The organism is Streptomyces sp. a15, from assembly GCF_059026085.1.
The window spans coordinates 1-19,983 of record NZ_JBWLKM010000075.1 but is presented as its reverse complement, the minus strand read 5'-3'; the positions used below and the strand labels follow the sequence as shown (position 1 = coordinate 19,983).

Genomic DNA, 19,983 nt, shown 5'->3' with positions numbered 1-19,983 from the left:
TATACACATGAAGAGCCCCCTGCTGTCCCTGTCCGGCGCCGTCCCCGCCGAGGGTGTGGACGAAGGCGTCGCCGCCCACTACGGCGACCTGTTCCGTGAGCAGCGCGCCCTCGCCGACGGCACCGGTTTCGTCGATCTCTCGCACCGCGGGGTCGTCGCCGTCACCGGTGACGACCGGCTGAGCTGGCTGCACCTGCTCCTCACCCAGCACGTCAGCGACCTCCCCACGGGACAGGCCACCGAGGCCCTGATCCTGTCCGCGCACGGCCACATCGAGCACGCCCTGTACCTGGTGGACGACGGCGCGACGGTCTGGATCCACGTCGAGCCCGGCACCCAGGACGCGCTGATCGCCTACCTGGAGTCGATGAAGTTCTTCTACCGGGTGGAAGTCGCCGACCGTACCGCCGACATCGCGATCGTCCACCTGCCGGCCGGTTCCATCGCCGAGGTGCCCGAGGGCGTCGTCGTCCGCGAGACGGCGTACGGCCGTGATCTCTTCCTGCCGCGCGCGGACCTGGAGTCGTACGCCGAGAAGTCCGGCCCCGCGGCCGGGATCCTGGCGTACGAGGCGCTGCGCGTCGAGCACCACCGACCCCGCCTCGGCTTCGAGACCGACCACCGCACCATCCCGCACGAGCTGGGCTGGATCGACACGGCCGTGCACCTGCAGAAGGGCTGCTACCGGGGGCAGGAGACGGTCGCCCGGGTGCAGAACCTCGGCAAGCCGCCGCGCCGGCTCGTCTTCCTCCACCTCGACGGCAGCGAGGTCTACCTCCCGACCGCCGGCACGGACATCCGCCTCGCGGACGAGGGCGCCGACGGCCGCAAGATCGGCTTCATCACGACGTCCGTACGCCACCACGAGCTGGGGCCGGTCGCGCTGGCACTGGTGAAGCGGAACGTGCCTTTGGACGCGCGGCTGCTGGCCGACACGACGGCCGCCGCCCAGGAAGTCGTCGTAGAGCCTTAGGTTTTCCGGGCTCAGATCTCGATCAGTACGGTGAACGGGCCGTCGTTCGTCAGTGACACCCGCATCTTCGCGCCGAAGCGGCCCGTTTGAACCGTCGCCCCCAGCGAGCGCAGCTGGGCGACCACCTCGTCGACGAGGGGCTCGGCGACATCGCCGGGGGCGGCCGCGTTCCAGGTGGGGCGGCGGCCCTTGCGGGCGTCGCCGTAGAGCGTGAACTGGCTGATGACGAGGAGCGGGGCGTCGATGTCGCTGCACGACCGCTCGTCGGCCAGCATGCGGATCGACCAGAGTTTGCGGGCGAGCTGGGCCGCCTTCTCCTTGGTGTCCTCGTGGGTCACGCCGACCAGGACGCACAGTCCCTCGCCGCTGATCTCCCCGACTGTTTCCGGACCGTGTTCCCCGTCCACGACGACGCTCGCGCCGTCCACCCTCTGCACCACTGCACGCATACGACCATCATGCCGGGCCGCCGGCGGTGCTCCGCCCGTACCTATTTCTGATCCTTAACCGCCCATCTGGGGCCGATCAGGGGCACTCGGTCACATAGCGGCCACTTGGGGTGGCACGATGCTTCCACATCCGGTCGAGGGGACGGTAGAGACACATGAGCACACCGAGTACCGAGGGGCGGCTGGGCACCCAGCGGCCCCCCGTGCAGCGCACGGGCAGCCCGCTGCTGCCCGCCGACCCGACCGGGCCCGACCTGGCCGTGCTGAGCCTGCCCGAACTGCGCACCCTGCGCCGGGACGCCCAGCGGGACGAGGCCGACCTCAGCTACGTACGGCGGCTGCTCCAGGGCCGTATCGACATCCTGCGGGCGGAGCTGGTCCGGCGGTCCCCCGCGGGGGCGGCGGCCGTGGTCGACCGGCTGTCGGAGATCCTCACCGACGCCCCGGCCCGGATCCGTTCCTCCGCCCGCCATGTGACCTTGGGCACCCCGCACCGCGAGGAGTACCGGCTGCTGGCCGCGGAGATGCTCGCCGAGGTCGAGCTGTCGGACCTGGGGGCGCGGACCGACCTGGAGCTGAACACCGCGATGGGGCGGCTGGTGCGGTACGAGCAGCAGGTGTCCCGGCGCCGGCAGCGGCTGCAGCGCACGGCCGACGACTGCAGCGCGGAGATCGCCCGCAGGTACCGTGAAGGGGAAGCACAGGTCGCCGACCTGCTCACCTGAGGCGGCGGCCGTACCGGCGATCCCGGGCCTGCCGCGAGGGCGGGTCACCCGATCTCGTGATCTGCCGATTGCCGATCTGCCGATCTGCCGACTTCCGGAAGGCCACCGCCGATGCCCGAGTCACGTTCCGCCGCCCTGCCTGCCATACCGCCCGTCCTCGCCGAGGTCGTGCGCTCCGGGTTCGTCGAGGGGCGGCACCGGGGCAGTCTGGTCCTGCTGGACGCGGACGGGGCGGTGGAGCTGGCGCTCGGCGATGTGACGTCCCCGGTCTTCCCGCGGTCCTCCAACAAGCCGATGCAGGCGGCGGGCGTGCTGCGGGCGGGCCTGGACCTGGCGGGGGAGCGGCTGGCGCTGGCCGCGGCCAGCCTCCCCCAGCTCTCGGCTTCGCTCGAGCCGGGGGGACCCCCATCGGGGAGTCCTTCCACCGCGACCTGGTCCAGAAGATGCTGGACGAGCACGGGCTGGACGCCTCCCTGCTCCAGTGCCCGCCGGACCTGCCGCTGGACGCGGAGGAGCGGGAGACGTATCTGGCGTCCGGCGCGGTGCGCTCCCGCGTGACCATGAACTGCTCCGGCAAGCACACGGCGATGCTGGCGGTGAGCGCGCTGCGGGACTGGCCCCTGGAGACGTATCTCGCGGCCGACCATCCCTTGCAGCAGCTCATCCACAGGGGTGTGGAGGAAGCGGCCGGCGAGAAGGTGGCCGCGGTGGGCACGGACGGCTGCGGGGCGCCTCTGATGGCGATCAGCCTGACCGGCCTGGCCCGCGCCTACCGCACCTTCGTCCGCGCCGACCCCGGCACGGCCGAACGCCGGGTCGCGGACGCCATGCGCGCCCACCCCGAGTACGTCGCCGGCACCCGCCGCCCCGACACCTGGCTGATGCGTGAGGTCCCGGGCGCCCTGTCGAAGATGGGCGCCGAGGCGGTCCAGGCGGTCGCCCTGCCGGACGGGCGCGCGCTGGCCTTCAAGGTGGAGGACGGGGGCGGGCGTGCGCTGGGGCCGGTGCTGGGGCGGGCGCTGGAGCTGATGGGGGTGGATTCGCCGGTGGTGGAGCGGATCGGGCGGGCGCCGCTGGAGGGCGGGGGACGGGTGGTGGGGGAGATTCGGGCGGCGTTCTGAGGGGCGGGGCGGCTTTTCAAGGTGCACCCTTTTGTCCGACCGAGACGGGTGGTGGGTGGGCAAAGGTCCCGGGGGTCCAGGGGGCGGAGCCCCCTGGTACGGGGTCGAAGGGGCAGCGCCCCTGGAGGATGGGACGGGTAGGGGCGGCGGGGGCGAGGAAACCCCCGCGACACCACCCCGCCACCCGCCTACCGTGATCTCATGACCCATCCGAGCCGCCGCCCCGACATAGACGTCCGCCCCATCACCGAGTCCGAGTTCCCCGACTGGCTCCGCGCGGTGAACACCGGCTTCCTGCGCGAGCCCTTCCCATCCGAGACGGAACTCGAAGCCCGCCGCGCCCAGTTCGAGACCGGCGAACCCGGCCGCTACCTCGGCGCCTTCGACAAGGGCCGCTGCGTCGCCACCTTCAAGTCCTTCACGCAGGAACTCACGGCCGTCGGCGGCGCACCCGTCCCCGCCAGTGCCGTCAGCGCCGTCACTGTCACCGCCACCCACCGCCGCCGCGGCCTGCTCACCCGCATGATGGCCCAGGACCTGGCGGCCGCGAAGGACCGCGGCGACGTCGTCGCCACCCTGATCGCCGCCGAGTACCAGATCTACGGCCGCTACGGCTTCGGCCCCGCCACCTGGATGACCGAGTGGACGGTCGACGTCCCGCGCACCGGCCTCGACCCCCGCCGCTCCGGCAGCCCTGAGGACGGCGGCCGTATCGACCTCGTGGACGGCGAGGACGTCCGCAAGCTCGGCCCCGAACTCCACGAGCGGGTGCGCCGCGCCCAGCCCGGCGCGGTCAGCCGCGACGAGCAGTGGTGGCGGGTCAACACCGGTGCCGTACGGTTCGACCCGTCGTGGACCGAGCCGCACTACGCGGTGTACCGCTCGGCGGACGGCGAGGTCGAGGGCCTGGTCTCGTACGCGGCCGACGACAACTGGCACGGCAAGCAGCCGCACGACACGGTTTCCGTGAGGTGGCTGCTCGCGGCGACCCCGACCGCCGAGCGCGCCCTGTGGCGCTACCTCTGCTCGATCGACTGGGTCACGAAGGTGAAGAGCGGCTGGCGGGCCCCCGACGACCTGCTCCCGTTCCTCCTGCCGAACCCGAGGGCGGCCACGGCCACCACCCAGGGCGACTGGCTGTGGGTGCGGATCCTGGACGTCGTACGGGCGCTGGAGGCGCGGACGTACGCCGGTGAGGGCTCGCTGGTCCTCGAGGTGGCCGACCGGGACGGCCTGGCCGGCGGACGCTACCGGCTGGAGGCGTCGGCGGCGGGCGGATCCTGTACGCCGACGCAGCAGAACGCCGACCTCACGCTGGAGGCCGGCGAGCTGGCGACCCTGTGGCTGGGCGACGAGTCCGCGGTGCGGCTGGCGGCGCTGGGCCGGGTCCGGGAAGAACGAGCGGGCGCCGCCCGGTTGGCCGACGCCCTGCTGCGTACGTCCAGGCGACCTTGGTGCCCGGACATGTTCTGAGACCTCCCTTCGGCCGACGACGGTGCTGCTTGGTGATTGCTGCTCTGCTTACTGCTCTGCTTACTGCTCTGCATCCGTAGCGAGCTGTTCAGTTGTGGCTGTGCGGTATCCGTAGCGAGCTATGGAGTTGTGGCTGTGCGGTGGTGCCTGTCGTGACGATGTTGAGTTGTGACTGTGCTCGATGCTGACGATCTTCAGTTGTGACTGTGCAGACCGACCAGGCTCCCGGCTCCCCTCCGGAAGGGAGCCCGATCAGCCGGACTGGGCGAGCAGCATCACGAGGATGACCGCTCCGATGCCGCCGATCGCGACACTCTTGGCCTTGACGCCGACGGTCAGGGCGACGAAGGCGATGATGCCCATCGCCCCCCACTTCCACTGGACAAGCTGTTCGAAGCCGACGGCGAGGGCGGCGATGACGAGGGCGATGAGCGGCATGGCGGTCCCCCTTGTTCGGGCGGTGGCCAACCTTGTGAAAGTTTGACCATGTTGCTCAAGTTGGCGACCAACTTCACTGTACTTCTCTCCACTTGGAAGCGACTCATAACCACCTTCACTTGAACTGCCCAAAGATGGCGGGAAGTTGTAGTGTTTGGCCGTGGACCCGAAACACGCCGCCGTCAATGGGCGGAAGAGGGCACAACGGCCACTGAGGACACATCGCGAGGTGGCCGACGAGCTGCGTGCCCGGATCCGGTCCGGGGCACTGCGGCCTGGCCAGCGCATGCCCACGCAGGCCAGGCTGGCCGACGAGTTCGGGGTCGAGCGGGGGGTCGTACGGCAGGCGCTGTACATCCTGCAGTCGGAGCACCTGCTGACCAACGTTTCCAAGGGAAGCCCCGCGACCGTGGCCCCCGACCTGGGCCTGGGCGGGATGCCGGCCGGCCGCGGGGCCCCGCCGCAACCCACCACGGTGGCCCTCGCTCCCCGTATCGCGGCCGCCTTCGCGGCCCCGCACGTCGAGATCGACGCCCTGTGTCTGACCTCCGTCTCCCTCACGCTCGCCATCGGCGAACCGCTGCGCCAGATCCACGCCGGACAGCTGAAACCGGCCAAGATCGACGTCCGCGTCCTGCTGCCGAGCCGGGACATCGACCTCGCCTTCCCGGTCCCGGTCGAGGGGCACGGCGAGGGCGCCCCGGTCCACCAGCGCTGGCTGGCCCACCGCAACGCCCAGGGCCAGGTCCTGAAGCACAACCTGCTCGCCCTGCGCGCCACCCACGGCATCGACGTGCACGTCACGTTCCGCGCGCTGCCCTTCACCCCGCCGGTGAAGCTGTACCTGCTCAACGGCACGGAGGCGCTGTTCGCGTACTACCTGCTGATGCGGCGCGCGGAGGAGATCGACCACGAGCAGCTGGAGATGTACGACGCCGAGGGCACCCGGTCGATGCTGTTCGCCTTCGCGCAGGGCACCGACCTGCGGGACACGACCTTCGTCGAGCAGTCCCATCTGTGGTTCAACGCACTGTGGGAGACGATCAGTTCGGAGCTGCTGCTCACGAGCTGAGGTCTCCCACAGGGGCTGATCGGGGCGCCGTTCGGTCATAGGGAGGGCCTCGTGACCAGCAACGCGAGCATGACCGCCCCGACGGAGCTGACGGCCGGGCTCTTGGCCTTGATGCCTATGGTGAGCAGGAGCAGTCCGGCGATGCCGGCGAAACCGTACTTCCACTGGACGGTCTGCTCGATGCCGACGACGAACACTGCGGCGATGAGGGCGAGGACAGGCACGGTGGTTCCCCCTTCGGGCTTCCGGGGCGGGACGGAACAGGAGGCAAAACTTCCGCCAACTTGACCAAGTTGGCAACCAACTCTGGTTATGTTGTCCCCACTTGGCAGCTACTCATAAACAACTTCCAAACAACTCCCCATAGATGGATCGAAGTTGTAGCGTTTGGTCGTGACCCAGGAGAACGTGGCAGTGAACGGCAGCAGAAGGCTCTCCCCCCAGGAAATCGCCGACATCCTGCGCGAACGCATCCGGGCGGGTGACCTCAAGGCGGGCCAACGCCTCCCCACCCAGGCGGAACTCGCGGAGGAGTTCAACGTGGAGCGGGGCACTGTCCGGCAGGCCCTGCGGGTGCTCCAGGAGGACGGGCTGCTCAGCAACGTGAGCAAGGGAAGCCCGCCGCGGATCGCCGAGGTCGCCCCGAACAGCGAGGAGCCGCAGCCGACCATGGTCGGCCTGGCCTCCCGCCTCACGGCCGCCTTCTCCGCCCCCGAGGTGCGCATCGACGCGGCGTGCCTCACCGCCGAGTCGCTGATGCTGGCCCTGGGCGAGCCGATCCGCCACATCCATGAGGGCCGCATCCGCCCCCGCTCCATCGACGCCCGCATCCTCCTGCCCTCCCGTGACATCGCCCTGGCCTTCCCGGTCCAGGTCGACGGCAGCGGCGACGACGATCCGGTCCACCAGCGCTGGCTGGACATGCGCAACGCCCAGGGTCACGTCCTGCGCCACAACCTCCGCTCCCTGCGCTCCTCGCACGGCATCGACGTCTCGGTCACGTTCCGCGCCCTCCCCTTCACCCCACCGGTGAAGCTGTACCTGCTCAACGGCACGGAGGCGCTCATGGCGTACTACATGGTCACCCGCCGAGAGGAGCTCTCGGACAGCGGCACCCTCGACATGTACGACGTCCTCGGCACCGAATCCCTCCTCTTCTCCTTCGACAGCGCGGCCGGCCAGCGCGACGCCGCATTCGTGGAGGAATCCCAGAAGTGGTTCGACGCCCTCTGGGAAACCATCACGACGGACCTGACACTCTCCTAGTGACTTCTGATACGACGCAGACTGACCCTGTGGCAGCGGAGACCGAGGCACTGCAAGAACTGATCACGCGCGCGCGTGTCGTGCTCTGGGACTTCGACGGTCCGATCTGCCGCCTGTTCGCCGGCCACGCGGCGGCCAAGGTGGCGGACGACCTGGTGGACTGGCTCGAAGGGCAGGGGCTGCGCGGCTTGCTGAGCGAGGCCGAGCGGCGGTCCCTGGACCCGCACATAGTCCTGCGGGCCGTCGACCGCAGACACCCGGGCAGTGACCTGGTGGACGAGTTGGAGGAACGTCTCACCCAGGAAGAACTGCGGGCCACCTCGTCGGCCATGCCCACCCCGTATGCGGACCCGCTGATCCGCACCTGGACGGCGGTCGGGTCCCGGCTGGCGATCACCACCAACAACTCCCCCCGCGTGGTCCGCACCTACCTGGCCGGCCGCGGGCTCACCGCCTGCTTCACTCCCCACATCTACGGCCGCACCCAGGAACTCAGCCACCTCAAGCCCGACCCGCACTGTCTCAACCGGGCCCTGAACGCGATGGGTTCGGCACCGTCAGCCGCACTGATGATCGGCGACACCCCCTCGGACCTGTTCGCCGCCAATGAGGCCGGCGTCCCGTTTCTGGGCTACGCGCGTAATGACCACAAGGAAAAGCTTCTGAGGGACGCGGGCGCGACGGCGGTCGTCGCCTCGCTGGAGCCTGTGCTCAATCTGCTCCGCGCTCAGGCCTGAGTCATCAACAGCGCGAACACCACTGCGGCCCCGACGGCGAGACCGCCACGGCGCGCCCTTATGCCCACGCCGATCAGGAACAGGAGCACCACACCGAGCGCACCGAGCTTCGCCTGCGCCAGCAGGCCCAGGGAGAGCTCGCAGAGTCCCGTGAGTACATGGAACAGGAGCATGTCCATCCACCTCCCTTCCGCTTCCGGTGAAGTGCCCCAACAATCCGTCCAATTGGACTGACTTGCTTGAGACTGGTCTGCCCCGTCCAATTGATCGCTTAACCAACAGGCCAATGTGACCGTCCAGTTGGGTCGCGATTGGTTTGGTGGTGGACCGGAAGCGGTACGGTCCACACGTGGATGCACAGCAGACCGGCGAGGGTGGCGGCGGCAGGGAGTTCCAGCGGGTCGCCGACGAGTTGCGCGGGCGGATGACGGACGGGACGTATCCGCTGCGCTCCTTCCTGCCCTCACAGCGCGACCTCGCGGAGGAACTGGGGGTCTCCCGGGACACCGTGCAGCGGGCGCTGCGGGAACTGGCCGACGAGGGCTGGGTCGAGTCACGGCAGGGCAGCGGGTCACGGGTGATCAAGACCCAGCGCATACAGTCCTCGGCGGCCAAGGCAACCAGGTCGCGCCACGGCATGACGCTGGGACCGCTCATCAGTGAGGCCTTCGAACAGCCCGAAGTCACCTTGGACGTCTATACGTTGACGTCGGAATCCCTGGACGCGCACATCCGGCTCCAGGTGGAGCGCATCCGCGGCGGCGCCATCACGCCCCAGCACATCGCCCTGCGCATGCTCCTGCCGGACGTGACGCTGCCCCTGCCCTACCCGCGCGTCAAGGACGACAAGAACGACCCGCGCCTGCGGGAGCGCCTGCGCACCATCACCAAGCTGCACACGGAGTCGCTCGGGGGATTGCTGAGAGATCTGCAGACCGAAGGACTGGTGCCCTTCGTCGACGTACAGATCCGTCACGCGCCGTTGACCCCGGCCTTCAAGCTCTACCTGTTCAACGGCATCGAGGCACTGCACGGGCTGTATGAAGTGGTCGAGCGCAAAATCGTGCTGGAGTCCGGCGAGGAGGTCACCGCGCTCGATGTCCTGGGCTTCGGCGCCACTCTGACCCACCACCTGAAGGACCGGGACACGAACTCGCCGGGCACCGTCTTCGTGGACAGCATGCAGAAATGGTTCGACTCGGTCTGGCACCTGCTCTCCGAATAGCCGAACCGGGTCAAGGACGGGTCCGGCAGCTTGCTAGCATGCCCGCACACACTGAGCAAACGCTCGCCTTCGTCCGTATGAAATGGCCAACAGGCCAACCGCGAACGACGACGAACGGCTTCGCACGGACCTCGCGCAGAAGAGTGGCAGACCACCCATTGTGGCCACGTCGGCGTCGTTCCTCATGCGTGATTCCCGACGCGTGCTTACGGTTTGCCATAGCTTCCCCCTTCTCGTACCCGGAGCAGCCAGTGGGCGCACGTCCCGATCCCCGTCCTCTCGGGGAGCGCGCCACGCTCGACGACACCTACCAAGCGTTCGTGGGATGGGCCGCCGCGGAGGGCCAGTCGGCCAGCGGGTACCACAACCAGAACTACGTGCTCCCCCTGACGGAACCCATGGCGCGTGCGCTCCGGCGTCCGGTCGGCACGTCCGTCACCGTCCGGATCCGGCGCAGCGACGTGCTGCCTGTGGTGATCAGGACCTGGCAGGACGAGGGGGAGATCCTCGCCGCGATCAAGGGGGTCCTGCCGTACGTGCCGGAGTGCCTCGTCCAACGGGAACACTTCGCGATCCACAGCCATGTGGAAGGCGTACCGCTCTCCGCCGTCTGTGCGAACGGCAAACCGGTCGACACTCTGCTCATCAAGGCCCTGGCAGGCCTGCTCGCCCAGATGACGCAGGTGCGGCGCGGGGCGCTGCCGGCGCTGCCGTCCGTCTGGCCGCGCAACGACACGGACAGCCAGGGATTCCTGCGGACTCTGGCGCACCTCGCGGACCGGCAGATCAGGCGGCCCAACCGAGCGGTCTTCGGCGGGCTGTTCGCGTCGCTCGGCATTCCCGAGGACGCCCTGCTCCGGCTGGCCGAGCGTGTCCCCACCATGGCCCGGCGGCCGTACAGCCTGCTCCACGCCGACCTGCACCGCGACAATCTGATCGTGTCGTACGGCGGCGCTCCGCCGCTCATCTGCGTCGACTGGGAGCTGGCGACCTACGGCGACCCCCTGCACGACCTCGCGACCCATCTTGTGCGCATGCAGTACCCGCCGCACCAGTGGGACGAGGTGGTCGAGGCGTGGGCCGAGGCGATGCGGCGTACGCGTCCCGCAGCCGTGAACGGCCTGACCAGGGACCTGCGCCACTACGTCGCCTTCGAGCGGGCGCAGTCCGTCTACCCGGACGTGATGCGGGCCGCGCGGTTCCTGGAGGAGACCCGCACCCAGAAGAGCCTGAACGAGGCGACGGCGGAGGTGCGCCGCGCCCTCGAAGCGGCTGCGGAGCCGTTGCGGCTCACCAGTCTGCCGGGCGAGCTGGAGATCGAACGGGCTCTGTTCCGGTGGCTGACGTCCCGCAGCGGCGGTTCGTACGACGGCCAGGGGCGGCTCGTCCAGACCTTTCGTTGGGAGCCGGACCGGCGTCTTCCCGAGCATCCGGACTTTCCCGTCTCCGCCGTGCGGGAGGCCCTGGTGGCGGAGGGGGCCGCGCCTGCGGGCCGGGTGTTCAAGGGGACCGCGCACCTCAACACCGTGGTCCGGGTGCCGAGCATCGACTTTCCCGTGGTCGTGCGGCGCAAGCTGCCCGACGTCTGCCGCCGGGAGCGCAGCTTCCTCAGTGAACACGCCGTACTGAGGGCCATCGAGCAGGCCCACATCGCCGTGGCGGCGCCGAGGGCCCTGGCGCTGGGCGAGAGCTATCCGAACGACCGCTTCGCCATTCACACGTACGTCGGACCGTGGGACATCGACAAGCCCCTCCGCCATCCGGAGCACGGGCTGCTGCCGCACGAGGCGGACGCGCTCGTCGATCAGCTCTGCGCACTGACGCGCGTGAAGTACAAGCAGGTCGACCCGACATCCGGGGAAGGCAGCTTCCACCGCTGGCTGAGGGGTCAACTCGTCACGCTGGTGCGCGAGTTGCCGAAAGAGTCGCAGCAGCTCGCCCGGCTGCTCGGGCTGCCCGAAGCGGACCGTCTGCAGGAGATCCTGTCCCGGCACGAGGTGAGCCATCGGGAACCGGCGCTGCTGCACGGCGACCTGAACCCGTGGAACCTGGTACGGCGGGACGACCACCTGGCGCTGACCATCATCGACTGGGAGATGGCCGTGGTCGGCGATCCCCTCTACGACCTGGTGCGGCACATGCACCTCACTCCGACCCGGCCGGAGATCCGGGACCGGATGTTCCGTCGCTGGGAGAAGAAGCTGCCGCCCGAGTACACCCGCGACTGGCGCAAGGACTGGCGTGTGTACCGCTGGATCGAGATCGTCCGGTCCGCGTACATCGACCTCGACCGCATCGTGACGGGCGCGAGCCTGGACGCCCCCAACGTCAAGCGGGCGGTCGACTCCTACGCCGTGACACTGGCGGTCGCCACGGGCTCCCTCGGCCTGCCGGTCCGGCTGACGGCGAACCCCTACCTTGCCCGGGCCCTGGCCTAGGGAGGCCATGGCCCGGCCGAGCGCAGGGTGGTGCGTACCCTGCGTACCCTCACCCCATGGCTGAGAAAGGCGAGGCGGGCGCGGTCGGGCTGCGTGAGCGCAAGAAGCAGCGGATGTACGAGACCGTGTCGGAGATCGCGATCCGGCTGTTCCTGGAGAAGGGGTTCGACGCGGTGTCCGTCGCCGAGGTGGCGGCCGCGGCGGAGATCTCGAAGCCGACGCTGTTCCGGTACTTCCCGGCGAAGGAGGACCTGGTCCTGTACCGGTTCGCCGATCACGAGGGGGAGGCCGCGCGGGTGGTGGCGCGAGGGAAGGCGGCGCCGCTCGTGGCGCTGCGGCGGCACTTTCTCGACGGGCTGGAGCGGTGGGATCCCGTGACCGGGCTCAATGACCATCCCCAGGTGCTCGCCTTCCACGCCCTGCTCTACGGGACGCCCTCGCTGGTGGCACGTCTCTACGGGTTCCAGGAGCGGTCCGAGGCCGCGTTGGCCGAGGCGCTCGGCGGGGGGCTGGAGGCACGGCTGGCGGCCGGGCAGATCGTGGCCGTGCAGCGGATCCTGGCGCTGGAGAACTGGCGGCGGATCGCGGGCGGGGAGCGGGCGGCGGACGTACGGGGGGATGCGGTGGCGGCGGCGGAGCGGGCCTTCGGGATGTTGGAGGCGGGGTTGCCGCACCGGGCGTAAGCAAGTCAGCAGGTGGTACTGAGTAAAAAATTTAACTCGGTTACGTTATTCCGGTACGCTCGTTGGAATGACGTCACCCGACCCTTCCCTCCAGGACACCCTCCGCCACGAACGCGCCCATCACGACCGCTGCCGTGCCGCCCTCACCGCCATGGTCGACGGGGCCGGGGAACACGTCGTCACCGGCGAGGACGTCTCCGCCTCCGGTGCCGACGCCGAGGTGCTCGGGTACCGGCTGCGCAGCCGGGCCAAGGAGATGCGGGAACTGCCCGAAGGGCCGTTGTTCTTCGGGCGGCTGGACTTCTCGGGCGGGGAGCATGCCGGGCAGCGGTACCACCTCGGGCGGCTGCGGATCAGCGAGGACCCCGCCGCCCCGCCCCTCGTCGTCGACTGGCGCGCCCCCGTCTCCCGCGCCTTCTACCAGGCGAGCGCCGGTGACCCGCAGGGCGTCGCCGTCCGCCGCCGCTTCGGCTGGGCGCCCGGCAGCCGCGGCGACTCCGCCGATCTGACGGGGCTGGAGGACGAGCATCTCGGCGAAGGGGAGTCGCGGGTCAGCGACATCGTCGCCCGGGAGATCGAGCGGCCTCGGGTCGGGCCGATGCGGGACATCGCCGCGACCATCCAGCCCGAGCAGGACGATCTCGTACGCGGGGACCTGGCCGTGTCGGTGTGTGTGCAGGGCGCCCCGGGCACCGGCAAGACGGCCGTCGGGCTGCACCGGGCCGCCTACCTGCTCTACACCCACCCGCAGCGCATCCGCCGCGGTGGCCTGCTGATCCTCGGGCCCAACCGGACCTTCCTGTCGTACATCGCGGCGGTCCTGCCGGCCCTGGGCGAGAGGGGCGTGCGGCAGTCGACGCTCCTGGAGGAGATCGCCCGGCACCCGGTCACCGGTGCCGACGAGGAGCGGACGGCCGTCGTCAAGCACGACGTCCGGATGGCTCAGGTGCTGCGGCGGGCGCTGTACGCGCGGGTGTCGGGGGAGGGGGCGGCCGTGGATCTCGCGGTGCCCGACGGGTCGTACCGCTGGCGGGTGGCCGCCGGCGAGCTCGCGCGGATCGTGGCCGACGTACGGGCCGAGGAGCCGCCGTACGGTGTCGGGCGGGAGCGGGTGCGCAGCCGGGTCGTGCGGTGTGTGCAGCTGCGGGCCGAGCGGCGGGCGGGGCCGCGGAGCGCCGCCTGGGTGCAGCGGGTCTCGCGGTCGCGGGCGGTCGGGGGGTACGTCGATGCCGTCTGGCCGCGGGTCAGGGCGGAGGAGGTCGTCGCCGAACTCCTCACCGACCCGGCGGTGTTGGGGGCCGCTTCGGAAGGACTGCTGGACGCCGACGAGCGGAAGGCGCTGCTGTGGGCGCGGCCGCCACGGTCGTGGAAGTCGGCGCGCTGGTCGGCCGCCGACCTCGTCCTCCTCGACGAGGTCGCCGGGCTCGTCGAGCATCCGGAGGCGTACGGCCATCTCGTCGTCGACGAGGCGCAGGACCTGTCCCCTATGGAGTGCCGGGCGATCGCCCGCCGGGCGCCCTTCGGCTCGCTCACCGTCCTCGGCGACCTGGCGCAGGGGACCACCCCCTGGGCGGCCTGGTCCTGGGACACGACCCTGCGCCACCTGGGGAAACCGGACGCGGCCGTCGTACCGCTGACGACCGGCTTCCGGGTGCCGAAGGCCGTCGTGGCGTTCGCCAACCGACTGCTGGCGCGGCTGGACGTGGACGTCCCGGCGGGGCGGTCGCTGCGCGGAGACGGGGAGCTGAAGCTCCGGCCGGTCGCGGACGGTGAGCTGCTGGGGGCGGTCGTGGATGCCGTACGGGATGCGGCGGCGCGCGAAGGGTCCGTCGGGGTCGTCGCGGCCGACGCGGAGGTCGAACGGGTGCGGCGGGCGCTCGACGAGGCCGGGATCCCGGTGGCGGACCCGTCCGAACCGGCCGCGCGGGTGAGCGTCGTACCCGCGACCCTGGTCAAGGGCCTCGAGTACGACCATGTTGTCGCCGTCGAGCCCGCCGCGATCGCGGAGGCGGAGGAGCGGGGGCTGCACCGGCTGTACGTCGTGCTCACCCGGGCGGTGTCCCGGCTGGAGGTGGTGCACGGGCGGCCACTGCCGTTCTAGGGCGCCCGCGGGTTACGGCCTCACGCGTCGCGGGGCCCGTTGCGGAGCCCGTCGAGGAGCGGCACCAACTGCTCTTCCTCGTACGTCAGATGGGCCTCGAGTTCCGCCGTGAGCCGCTCGACCTCCGCCCGGGCGGCGGCCGGGTCCGCGTCCTCGGCGGTCACGACCCGGCGCAGGTCCTCGACGAGGGCGGCGATCCGCTCGTGCTCCTCGCGCAGTCGCGCCAGCGCGGGGGCGGACTCCGGGTGACGGTCGGCGAGGACCGGGAACATGCCGAGGTCCTCGCCGGTGTGGTGGTTGTGCAGGCCGTGGCAGAAGGTGAGGCAGTTGACGCGGAGTTGGGCGCCGAGGGTGCCTGCGCCTGCGCCTGTGTCTGCGCTTGTGTCTGTGCCTGTGTTGCTCGGGCCGCTCATCTCCTTCCGGATCTGGGCGAGTTCGCGACGAAAGGCATCGTGGACGACCTTGATCGCCTCGCCCATGGACCCGGCATTGATGTTCGGCGGTCCGCCCTGCGCGATCTCGTACAGGGCGACCACCGGGATCACCCGCTCCGTCTTCTCCTGATACGCCGCCCAGCCCGGCTCCGCCTCGACGGCCCGCGCGAAGGTCTGCTCCCGCTCCTCGTCCTCCAGTACGACGGCCCGCGCCTCGTACGTGAACGCGCCGCTCTCCACGGTGACCCGCGGTTGCGCGAGGAGGTTGCGATACCAGTGGGGATGCGTGGGCGCACCGCCCGCCGAGGCGATGACGAGGATGCGCTCACCGCCGTCGGGGAGGTAGGCGACGGGGGTGGTGTGCGGGGTGCCGGTGCGGGCGCCTGTGGTGGTGAGCAGGATCATCCGGGCGCCTTCGAAGTAGCCGCTCATACGGCCCTTGTTGGCGCGGAACTCGTCGATGACCTGTTGATTGAACTCGTTGGGCATTCTTTTGTGTACCTTCTCTGTCGCTGGTTTCCGTCCTGGGAAATTCCTGGGGAAATGCGCAGAGAAGAAGGCGGGCCCCTGGCCCACCCCGGCCTCACTCAGAGGCCGGGCACCCAACTCGCTCACGGCACAAGGCCGACCCGGCAGTCATGAGGGCACGGTAGCGTCCTTGTCGTGGTCGGTACCAGTGGGTTTCTCTCCGTCCTGACGAGGGCGTCGCGATGGAGGCGAGTGCCCTGACGCTTCTCTTCCTGGACGTCGACGGCACGCTCATCCCGTTCGGGGCACCGGGGCCGTACCCCGTGTTCGAGGCGCCCTTCGGGGCTCCGCCCGCCGAGGCCGTCGCCCATCCGCTGCTCGACCGGCTCGACCCTGCGCTCGGCCCGCGGCTGGCGGGGCTGGGGTGTGAACTCGTATGGGCCACGACCTGGATGCAAGACGCCAACGTGTGCCTCTCGCCATGGCTGGGGCTGCCGCGGTTGCCCCTGGTGGACTGGCCGGGCGAGGAGGACGACGGGGGCGGGCCTGCCGGTCTGCACTGGAAGACGCGGCCTCTGGTCGACTGGGCGGGAAACCGGCCCTTCGTCTGGCTCGACGACGAGATCACCGACGTCGACCGGGCGTGGGCGGCCGCCCACCACTCCGCCCCGGCCCTCCTGCACAGGGTGGACCACCGTTACGGGCTCACCGACGCGGACTTCGCGGCCGTGGCGGAATGGCTTCGGCTTCGGCTCAGCGGCGCCCCAGCAACTCCGTGACCCGCGTGAACCCGTCCTCGCCGTGGCCGAGGCCGACCACGCGGCGGGCGAGGCCCTCGGCCGCGCGCATCACGCTCGCGTCGATGCCGTGGGACTCGGAGGCGTGGACGATGTGGGACATCGAGGAGACGCCGGAGGTGATGGGGTTGCCCTCGCCGGAGTACGTGCCGCTGTCGACGTCGTCCGCCCACTCCGCGAAGAGCGGCGGGAGGATCGCGGCGATGCCCTGGGCGAAGGGGGCCAGTTCGCGGGCGGTGATGCCCTCGGCGCGGGCCATCGCGAGGGCGTGGACGTAGCCCGCCATCGACGTCCAGAAGATGTCGAGCAGGGCGATGTCGTGGGCGGCGGCCCGGCCGATGTCCTCGCCGAGGTGGGTGTGGGTGCCGCCCAGCGCGTCCAGTACGGGGCGGTGCTCCTGGTGCAGGTCCTCGGGGCCGCTGTACAGGAACACCCCGTGGGGCGTGCCGATCGTGGTGGTCGGCGTCATGATCGCGCCGTCCAGGTAGCGGATGCCGTGGGCGGCCGCCCAGTCCGCGGTCTGCCGGGCGCGGTCGGGGGTGTCGGCGGTCAGATTCACGACCGTACGGCCCTTGAGGGCGTCGGTGACGGCGGCGTCCCGCAGGATGCCGTCGGCCGCGTCGTAGTTCACCACGCAGACGACGGTCAGCCCGCTCGCGGCGACCGCCTCGGCGGCGGAGGCCGCGCCGGTCGCTCCGCGGGCGAGCAGCTCCTGGTCCTTGCCGGGTGTGCGGTTCCATACGGTGGTCCGCAAGCCGGCGTCCAGGAAGGCGCCGGCGAGGGCACGGCCCATCGGGCCCAGGCCGAGCACGGTGACGGTGGCGGTGAGGGCAGACTGGTCGGTGTCGGAATACGTGGGCATGCTTGAACTCCTGTTAAGGCAAAGGGAATTGCGACGGGAACCGCAACGGGAAATCCGCGAACCGGCGCAGGCAATGGATGGCGAGACGAGTGGGGACGAAGATGACGCGCGGACGTGCTCAGGACCTGAACGTCTGTGGAGTGACCGCCGCGATCGCCGTGATCGACGGCAAGTGGAAGACCTCACTGCTGTGGCAGCTGGAGTCCGGCCCGCACCGCCCGGCCGAGCTGCGCCGCCTGCTGCCCGGGCTCAGCGAGAAGGTGCTGACTCAGGCGCTGCGCGAGATGGAGGCGGACGGACTGGTGCACCGGGAGGTGCACGACGTACTCCCACTGAAAACCCTGTACTCCCTGACCGACTTCGGCCGAGAACTCTCCGAGGCCCTTGCCCCCCTCTCCGACTGGGGCCACCGCCGCCTGGAGAAACTGGCGACTCCTTGATGGCAGACACCAGCCTCGGTCGTGCGGCGGGCGCTGCCAAGTACCCACAAAAAAGTGGGTACGGCGGCCAGGCCGGCGTCAGCTGCCGGTGCCGCCGCCCGTCGGGTAGCCGATCCCGGCGATGTCGCGTGCCAGGGAGTCCAGGGAGATCTCGGGGGCGTCGGAGCCGCCGGGGGCCAGAGCCGTCACGACCTCGTCGGTGAGCGGCTTCAGCGCCCACACGTGCCGAACGGCCGCGAGGGACACGGGGACTTCGTGGCAGTCCTCGGCGAAGTCCCGGAACGCCTCCGGAGACCGGTCGACCAGCAGCCGGAACAGATACCCGGAGCCGTCCGGATCGTCGCCGCCCCCGTCAGGGAACTCGATCGTCCCCGCCCGCCACGCCACGTCACCGGCCTCCCGCCACGCGCAGGCGGTCACGACCGGCATCCCGTCCTCGTCCGAGAACGCGTCCTCCTCGACGTACGCACGGAAGACCTCCGGAACCTCGTCCACCACGCCGGGCCACGGCCCGTCACCGACGTAGGGACTCATGGGCGACTCGTGCGCAAAGCCGCGGAGGTACGCCCCCGCGGCCGAGGAGACGACGGAGAACTCGTCGCCCGATCCGTTCCGCATCGAGGCCACCTCCGCCCCGTCGGACCAGCGCGCGTCGAACGAGTAGTACCGGTTGTCCCAGTCCGGGCTGAGGATCGCTTCCAGCATCGCCATCGACCGGCAGTGATCGCGAAGCGTACGTATGCCGGGCAGGCGGCCGGCCACGTTGTGAATGGTCACGTGGGCATCCAACATCACGCGGGCATCGCACCTCATGCGTGGGTGCGGCCTCAAGGCTCAGTGCACCGAGAACCCGCCGTCGACGAAGATCGCCTGCCCGGTGACGTAGCCGGAGGCGGGGCCGGCCAGGAACACCGCCGCTCCGGCGAAGTCCTCGGCCAGGCCGTTGCGCCCGACCATCGTGCGTGCGGCCAGGGCCGCCACCTTCTCCGGGTCGGACGACAGCCGTGTGTTGAGCGGGGTCATGACGAAGCCGGGCACCAGCGTGTTGCAGGTGACGCCGTGGGGCGACCACGCCTCGGCCTGCGAGCGGGCCAGCGACTCCAGCGCCCCTTTGGAGACTCCGTAGGCGCCGCTCTGGACGAACGCCCGGTGCGCCTGCTGGGAGGTGATGTGGATGATCCGCCCGAAGCCGCGCTCGGCCATGCCGGGTCCGAAGCGCCGGCCCAACAGGTAGGGCGCCTCCAGGTTCACCGCCATCGTGGCGTCCCACACGTCCTCGTCCAGCTCGCTCATCGGCGGCCGCAGGCTGATCCCGGCACTGTTGACGAGAATGTCGGGCTCGCCGAACACCCCGGCCGCCTGCTCCGCCGCCGCGCGCACCCCGTCGCGGCTGCTCAGGTCGCCGCTCACCCAGGCCGCCCGGCAGCCGTCCGCCACCAACTCGTCGACCGTGGCGGCCAGTTCCGGCTCCTTGCGCGCGACGACCACCACGCTCGCCCCCGCCCGCGCGAGTGCCCCGGCGATGGCCCGGCCGATGCCGGAACTGCCACCCGTCACCACGGCGGTCCGGCCGTCCAGCGAGAACAGTTCGGAGAGGTAGGTCTGCGAGATCATGCCCGCACCCTAGACGGCACGTCCCCGGCGCTCTCCCATGGCCCTGTGCGCGCGGCACCGCGTCGGTCGGCGGCCCGTGCGCGGTGGCGGTGGGTGTCACATTCGTGCGCCCGGCGGGCCCGCGAGCATGTGGCGGCCCGGCGACCGCGGGTTCAGGTGAGCCGGTCGGAGCAGCAGGCCGTGGTGGAGCGGTTCCTGGCCGCGATGCGAACCGGGCGGTTGCAGGAGCTGCTGGAGGTCATGGCGCCGGACGTGGTCATGATCGCCGATGGTGGCGGACAGGTGGTCGCCGCTCTGACTCCGGTCCACGGGGTCGAGACAGTGGCGAAGCTGTTCGCGCGCGCGAACCAGGTGGTGGCCGCGTTCGAGACGGCGACCGTATGCCTCAACGGCGCGCCCGCGGGCCGGATCGAGATCGGCGGCGAGCCGGCGCGGTGAGCCTCGTGGTGGAGAACGGGAGGTCACCCGGATCTACCTCTGATCTTGGCCAGTGCTCCGCCCTTCAGGGCGGGGGTGAGGGCCATCTCTGCGCCTCCGGGGTGACGGTCAGACGGGGCGCTGCTGGTTTTCGATGTACTGCTTGACAACGCTCAGGGGTGCTCCGCCGCACGATCCGGCGAAGTAGGAGCCGGACCAGAAGTGTCCGCCCCACAGGTACCGGCGGACG

General features: G+C 70.5%; 22 protein-coding genes and 1 pseudogene. 14 read left to right on the top strand and 9 right to left on the bottom strand.

Going from position 1 to position 19,983, the window contains the following annotated elements; translation table 11 throughout:
• Window positions 1-7: 7 nt before the first annotated feature.
• Window positions 8-973, top strand: coding sequence for a CAF17-like 4Fe-4S cluster assembly/insertion protein YgfZ (gene ygfZ / locus AC5P09_RS41285; protein WP_493878836.1), 966 nt, complete (start codon window positions 8-10; stop codon window positions 971-973).
• An 11-nt stretch (window positions 974-984) separates the two neighbouring features.
• Here ygfZ and dtd read toward each other — a convergent pair whose 3' ends face one another.
• Complete coding sequence (gene dtd / locus AC5P09_RS41280) at window positions 985-1,422, bottom strand: D-aminoacyl-tRNA deacylase (protein WP_493878835.1); 438 nt, start codon at window positions 1,420-1,422, stop codon at window positions 985-987.
• 155 nt (window positions 1,423-1,577) lie between these two features.
• Between dtd and AC5P09_RS41275 the strand changes: the two genes are divergently transcribed.
• From AC5P09_RS41275 to AC5P09_RS41265, 3 genes and pseudogenes are all read left to right on the top strand, one after another.
• Window positions 1,578-2,147: an RsiG family protein gene (locus tag AC5P09_RS41275; protein WP_493878834.1), complete on the top strand. Its 570-nt coding sequence runs from the start codon at window positions 1,578-1,580 to the stop codon at window positions 2,145-2,147.
• A 111-nt stretch (window positions 2,148-2,258) separates the two neighbouring features.
• A pseudogene (locus AC5P09_RS41270) lies at window positions 2,259-3,268 on the top strand (asparaginase).
• A 201-nt stretch (window positions 3,269-3,469) separates the two neighbouring features.
• Window positions 3,470-4,741, top strand: coding sequence for a GNAT family N-acetyltransferase (locus AC5P09_RS41265; RefSeq protein WP_493878833.1), 1,272 nt, complete (start codon window positions 3,470-3,472; stop codon window positions 4,739-4,741).
• A gap of 252 nt (window positions 4,742-4,993) precedes the next feature.
• Here AC5P09_RS41265 and AC5P09_RS41260 read toward each other — a convergent pair whose 3' ends face one another.
• A complete protein-coding gene (locus AC5P09_RS41260) occupies window positions 4,994-5,179 on the bottom strand; it encodes a hypothetical protein (RefSeq protein ID WP_266437398.1) in 186 nt (61 codons plus the stop codon).
• Between the two features lie 154 nt (window positions 5,180-5,333).
• Here AC5P09_RS41260 and AC5P09_RS41255 point away from each other — a divergent pair, with 154 nt between their 5' ends.
• Window positions 5,334-6,251, top strand: coding sequence for a winged helix-turn-helix domain-containing protein (locus AC5P09_RS41255; protein WP_493878832.1), 918 nt, complete (start codon window positions 5,334-5,336; stop codon window positions 6,249-6,251).
• Window positions 6,252-6,286: 35 nt separating this feature from the next.
• Here AC5P09_RS41255 and AC5P09_RS41250 read toward each other — a convergent pair whose 3' ends face one another.
• The gene (locus AC5P09_RS41250) at window positions 6,287-6,475 is read right to left on the bottom strand and encodes a hypothetical protein (RefSeq protein ID WP_266437402.1); all 189 of its coding nucleotides are present in this window, start codon (window positions 6,473-6,475) and stop codon (window positions 6,287-6,289) included.
• A gap of 163 nt (window positions 6,476-6,638) precedes the next feature.
• Between AC5P09_RS41250 and AC5P09_RS41245 the strand changes: the two genes are divergently transcribed.
• Window positions 6,639-7,517: a GntR family transcriptional regulator gene (locus AC5P09_RS41245; protein WP_493878831.1), complete on the top strand. Its 879-nt coding sequence runs from the start codon at window positions 6,639-6,641 to the stop codon at window positions 7,515-7,517.
• Between the two features lie 29 nt (window positions 7,518-7,546).
• Complete coding sequence (locus AC5P09_RS41240; protein ID WP_493878830.1) at window positions 7,547-8,254, top strand: HAD family hydrolase; 708 nt, start codon at window positions 7,547-7,549, stop codon at window positions 8,252-8,254.
• On the opposite strand, the gene AC5P09_RS41235 is transcribed toward AC5P09_RS41240, so the two are convergent.
• On the bottom strand, window positions 8,245-8,433 hold the full coding sequence (locus AC5P09_RS41235) for a hypothetical protein (protein WP_307675745.1): 189 nt from the start codon (window positions 8,431-8,433) through the stop codon (window positions 8,245-8,247). The two genes, AC5P09_RS41240 and AC5P09_RS41235, sit on opposite strands and share 10 nt — an antisense overlap.
• 170 nt (window positions 8,434-8,603) lie before the next feature.
• On the opposite strand from AC5P09_RS41235, the gene AC5P09_RS41230 reads away from it, so the two are divergent.
• From AC5P09_RS41230 to AC5P09_RS41215, 4 genes are all read left to right on the top strand, one after another.
• The gene (locus AC5P09_RS41230; RefSeq protein WP_493878829.1) at window positions 8,604-9,479 is read left to right on the top strand and encodes a winged helix-turn-helix domain-containing protein; all 876 of its coding nucleotides are present in this window, start codon (window positions 8,604-8,606) and stop codon (window positions 9,477-9,479) included.
• A gap of 251 nt (window positions 9,480-9,730) precedes the next feature.
• Window positions 9,731-11,917, top strand: a complete 2,187-nt coding sequence (locus AC5P09_RS41225) for a phosphotransferase family protein (protein ID WP_493878828.1) — start codon at window positions 9,731-9,733, stop codon at window positions 11,915-11,917.
• A gap of 56 nt (window positions 11,918-11,973) precedes the next feature.
• Window positions 11,974-12,600 carry a TetR family transcriptional regulator gene (locus AC5P09_RS41220; RefSeq protein ID WP_493878827.1) on the top strand — a complete coding sequence of 209 codons (627 nt, stop codon included), beginning with the start codon at window positions 11,974-11,976 and terminating at the stop codon, window positions 12,598-12,600.
• Between the two features lie 67 nt (window positions 12,601-12,667).
• Window positions 12,668-14,701, top strand: a complete 2,034-nt coding sequence (locus AC5P09_RS41215) for a HelD family protein (RefSeq protein ID WP_493878826.1) — start codon at window positions 12,668-12,670, stop codon at window positions 14,699-14,701.
• Between the two features lie 20 nt (window positions 14,702-14,721).
• On the opposite strand, the gene AC5P09_RS41210 is transcribed toward AC5P09_RS41215, so the two are convergent.
• Window positions 14,722-15,624: a nitroreductase/quinone reductase family protein gene (locus AC5P09_RS41210; RefSeq protein WP_493878825.1), complete on the bottom strand. Its 903-nt coding sequence runs from the start codon at window positions 15,622-15,624 to the stop codon at window positions 14,722-14,724.
• A gap of 221 nt (window positions 15,625-15,845) precedes the next feature.
• On the opposite strand from AC5P09_RS41210, the gene AC5P09_RS41205 reads away from it, so the two are divergent.
• Complete coding sequence (locus AC5P09_RS41205; protein WP_493878824.1) at window positions 15,846-16,382, top strand: HAD domain-containing protein; 537 nt, start codon at window positions 15,846-15,848, stop codon at window positions 16,380-16,382.
• On the opposite strand, the gene AC5P09_RS41200 is transcribed toward AC5P09_RS41205, so the two are convergent.
• Complete coding sequence (locus tag AC5P09_RS41200; protein WP_493878823.1) at window positions 16,357-17,262, bottom strand: NAD(P)-dependent oxidoreductase; 906 nt, start codon at window positions 17,260-17,262, stop codon at window positions 16,357-16,359. The genes AC5P09_RS41205 and AC5P09_RS41200 overlap by 26 nt on opposite strands.
• Before the next feature lie 101 nt (window positions 17,263-17,363).
• On the opposite strand from AC5P09_RS41200, the gene AC5P09_RS41195 reads away from it, so the two are divergent.
• On the top strand, window positions 17,364-17,702 hold the full coding sequence (locus AC5P09_RS41195) for a winged helix-turn-helix transcriptional regulator (RefSeq protein WP_493878822.1): 339 nt from the start codon (window positions 17,364-17,366) through the stop codon (window positions 17,700-17,702).
• A 78-nt stretch (window positions 17,703-17,780) separates the two neighbouring features.
• On the opposite strand, the gene AC5P09_RS41190 is transcribed toward AC5P09_RS41195, so the two are convergent.
• Window positions 17,781-18,479 (bottom strand): hypothetical protein, encoded by a 699-nt coding sequence (locus AC5P09_RS41190; protein ID WP_493878821.1) that lies wholly within the window; start codon window positions 18,477-18,479, stop codon window positions 17,781-17,783.
• Between the two features lie 57 nt (window positions 18,480-18,536).
• Window positions 18,537-19,316: an SDR family NAD(P)-dependent oxidoreductase gene (locus AC5P09_RS41185; protein ID WP_493878820.1), complete on the bottom strand. Its 780-nt coding sequence runs from the start codon at window positions 19,314-19,316 to the stop codon at window positions 18,537-18,539.
• A gap of 180 nt (window positions 19,317-19,496) precedes the next feature.
• On the opposite strand from AC5P09_RS41185, the gene AC5P09_RS41180 reads away from it, so the two are divergent.
• On the top strand, window positions 19,497-19,754 hold the full coding sequence (locus tag AC5P09_RS41180; RefSeq protein WP_493878819.1) for a nuclear transport factor 2 family protein: 258 nt from the start codon (window positions 19,497-19,499) through the stop codon (window positions 19,752-19,754).
• 108 nt (window positions 19,755-19,862) lie between these two features.
• Here the strand turns inward: AC5P09_RS41180 and AC5P09_RS41175 are convergent.
• A partial coding sequence (locus AC5P09_RS41175) for a transposase (protein ID WP_493878857.1) occupies window positions 19,863-19,983 on the bottom strand: 121 nt, incomplete at its 5' end.

What these genes read in the sequence shown, in the direction of transcription:
- AC5P09_RS41275 (WP_493878834.1), top strand. Translation starts at nt 1,578, where the DNA reads ATGAGCACACCGAGTACCGAGGGGCGGCTGGGCACCCAGCGGCCCCCC.
- AC5P09_RS41235 (WP_307675745.1), bottom strand. Translation starts at nt 8,433, where the DNA reads ATGGACATGCTCCTGTTCCATGTACTCACGGGACTCTGCGAGCTCTCC.
- dtd (WP_493878835.1), bottom strand. Translation starts at nt 1,422, where the DNA reads ATGCGTGCAGTGGTGCAGAGGGTGGACGGCGCGAGCGTCGTCGTGGAC.
- AC5P09_RS41185 (WP_493878820.1), bottom strand. Translation starts at nt 19,316, where the DNA reads ATGATCTCGCAGACCTACCTCTCCGAACTGTTCTCGCTGGACGGCCGG.
- AC5P09_RS41210 (WP_493878825.1), bottom strand. Translation starts at nt 15,624, where the DNA reads ATGCCCAACGAGTTCAATCAACAGGTCATCGACGAGTTCCGCGCCAAC.
- AC5P09_RS41220 (WP_493878827.1), top strand. Translation starts at nt 11,974, where the DNA reads ATGGCTGAGAAAGGCGAGGCGGGCGCGGTCGGGCTGCGTGAGCGCAAG.
- AC5P09_RS41195 (WP_493878822.1), top strand. Translation starts at nt 17,364, where the DNA reads ATGACGCGCGGACGTGCTCAGGACCTGAACGTCTGTGGAGTGACCGCC.
- AC5P09_RS41265 (WP_493878833.1), top strand. Translation starts at nt 3,470, where the DNA reads ATGACCCATCCGAGCCGCCGCCCCGACATAGACGTCCGCCCCATCACC.
- ygfZ (WP_493878836.1), top strand. Translation starts at nt 8, where the DNA reads ATGAAGAGCCCCCTGCTGTCCCTGTCCGGCGCCGTCCCCGCCGAGGGT.
- AC5P09_RS41200 (WP_493878823.1), bottom strand. Translation starts at nt 17,262, where the DNA reads ATGCCCACGTATTCCGACACCGACCAGTCTGCCCTCACCGCCACCGTC.
- AC5P09_RS41215 (WP_493878826.1), top strand. Translation starts at nt 12,668, where the DNA reads ATGACGTCACCCGACCCTTCCCTCCAGGACACCCTCCGCCACGAACGC.
- AC5P09_RS41260 (WP_266437398.1), bottom strand. Translation starts at nt 5,179, where the DNA reads ATGCCGCTCATCGCCCTCGTCATCGCCGCCCTCGCCGTCGGCTTCGAA.
- AC5P09_RS41205 (WP_493878824.1), top strand. Translation starts at nt 15,846, where the DNA reads ATGGAGGCGAGTGCCCTGACGCTTCTCTTCCTGGACGTCGACGGCACG.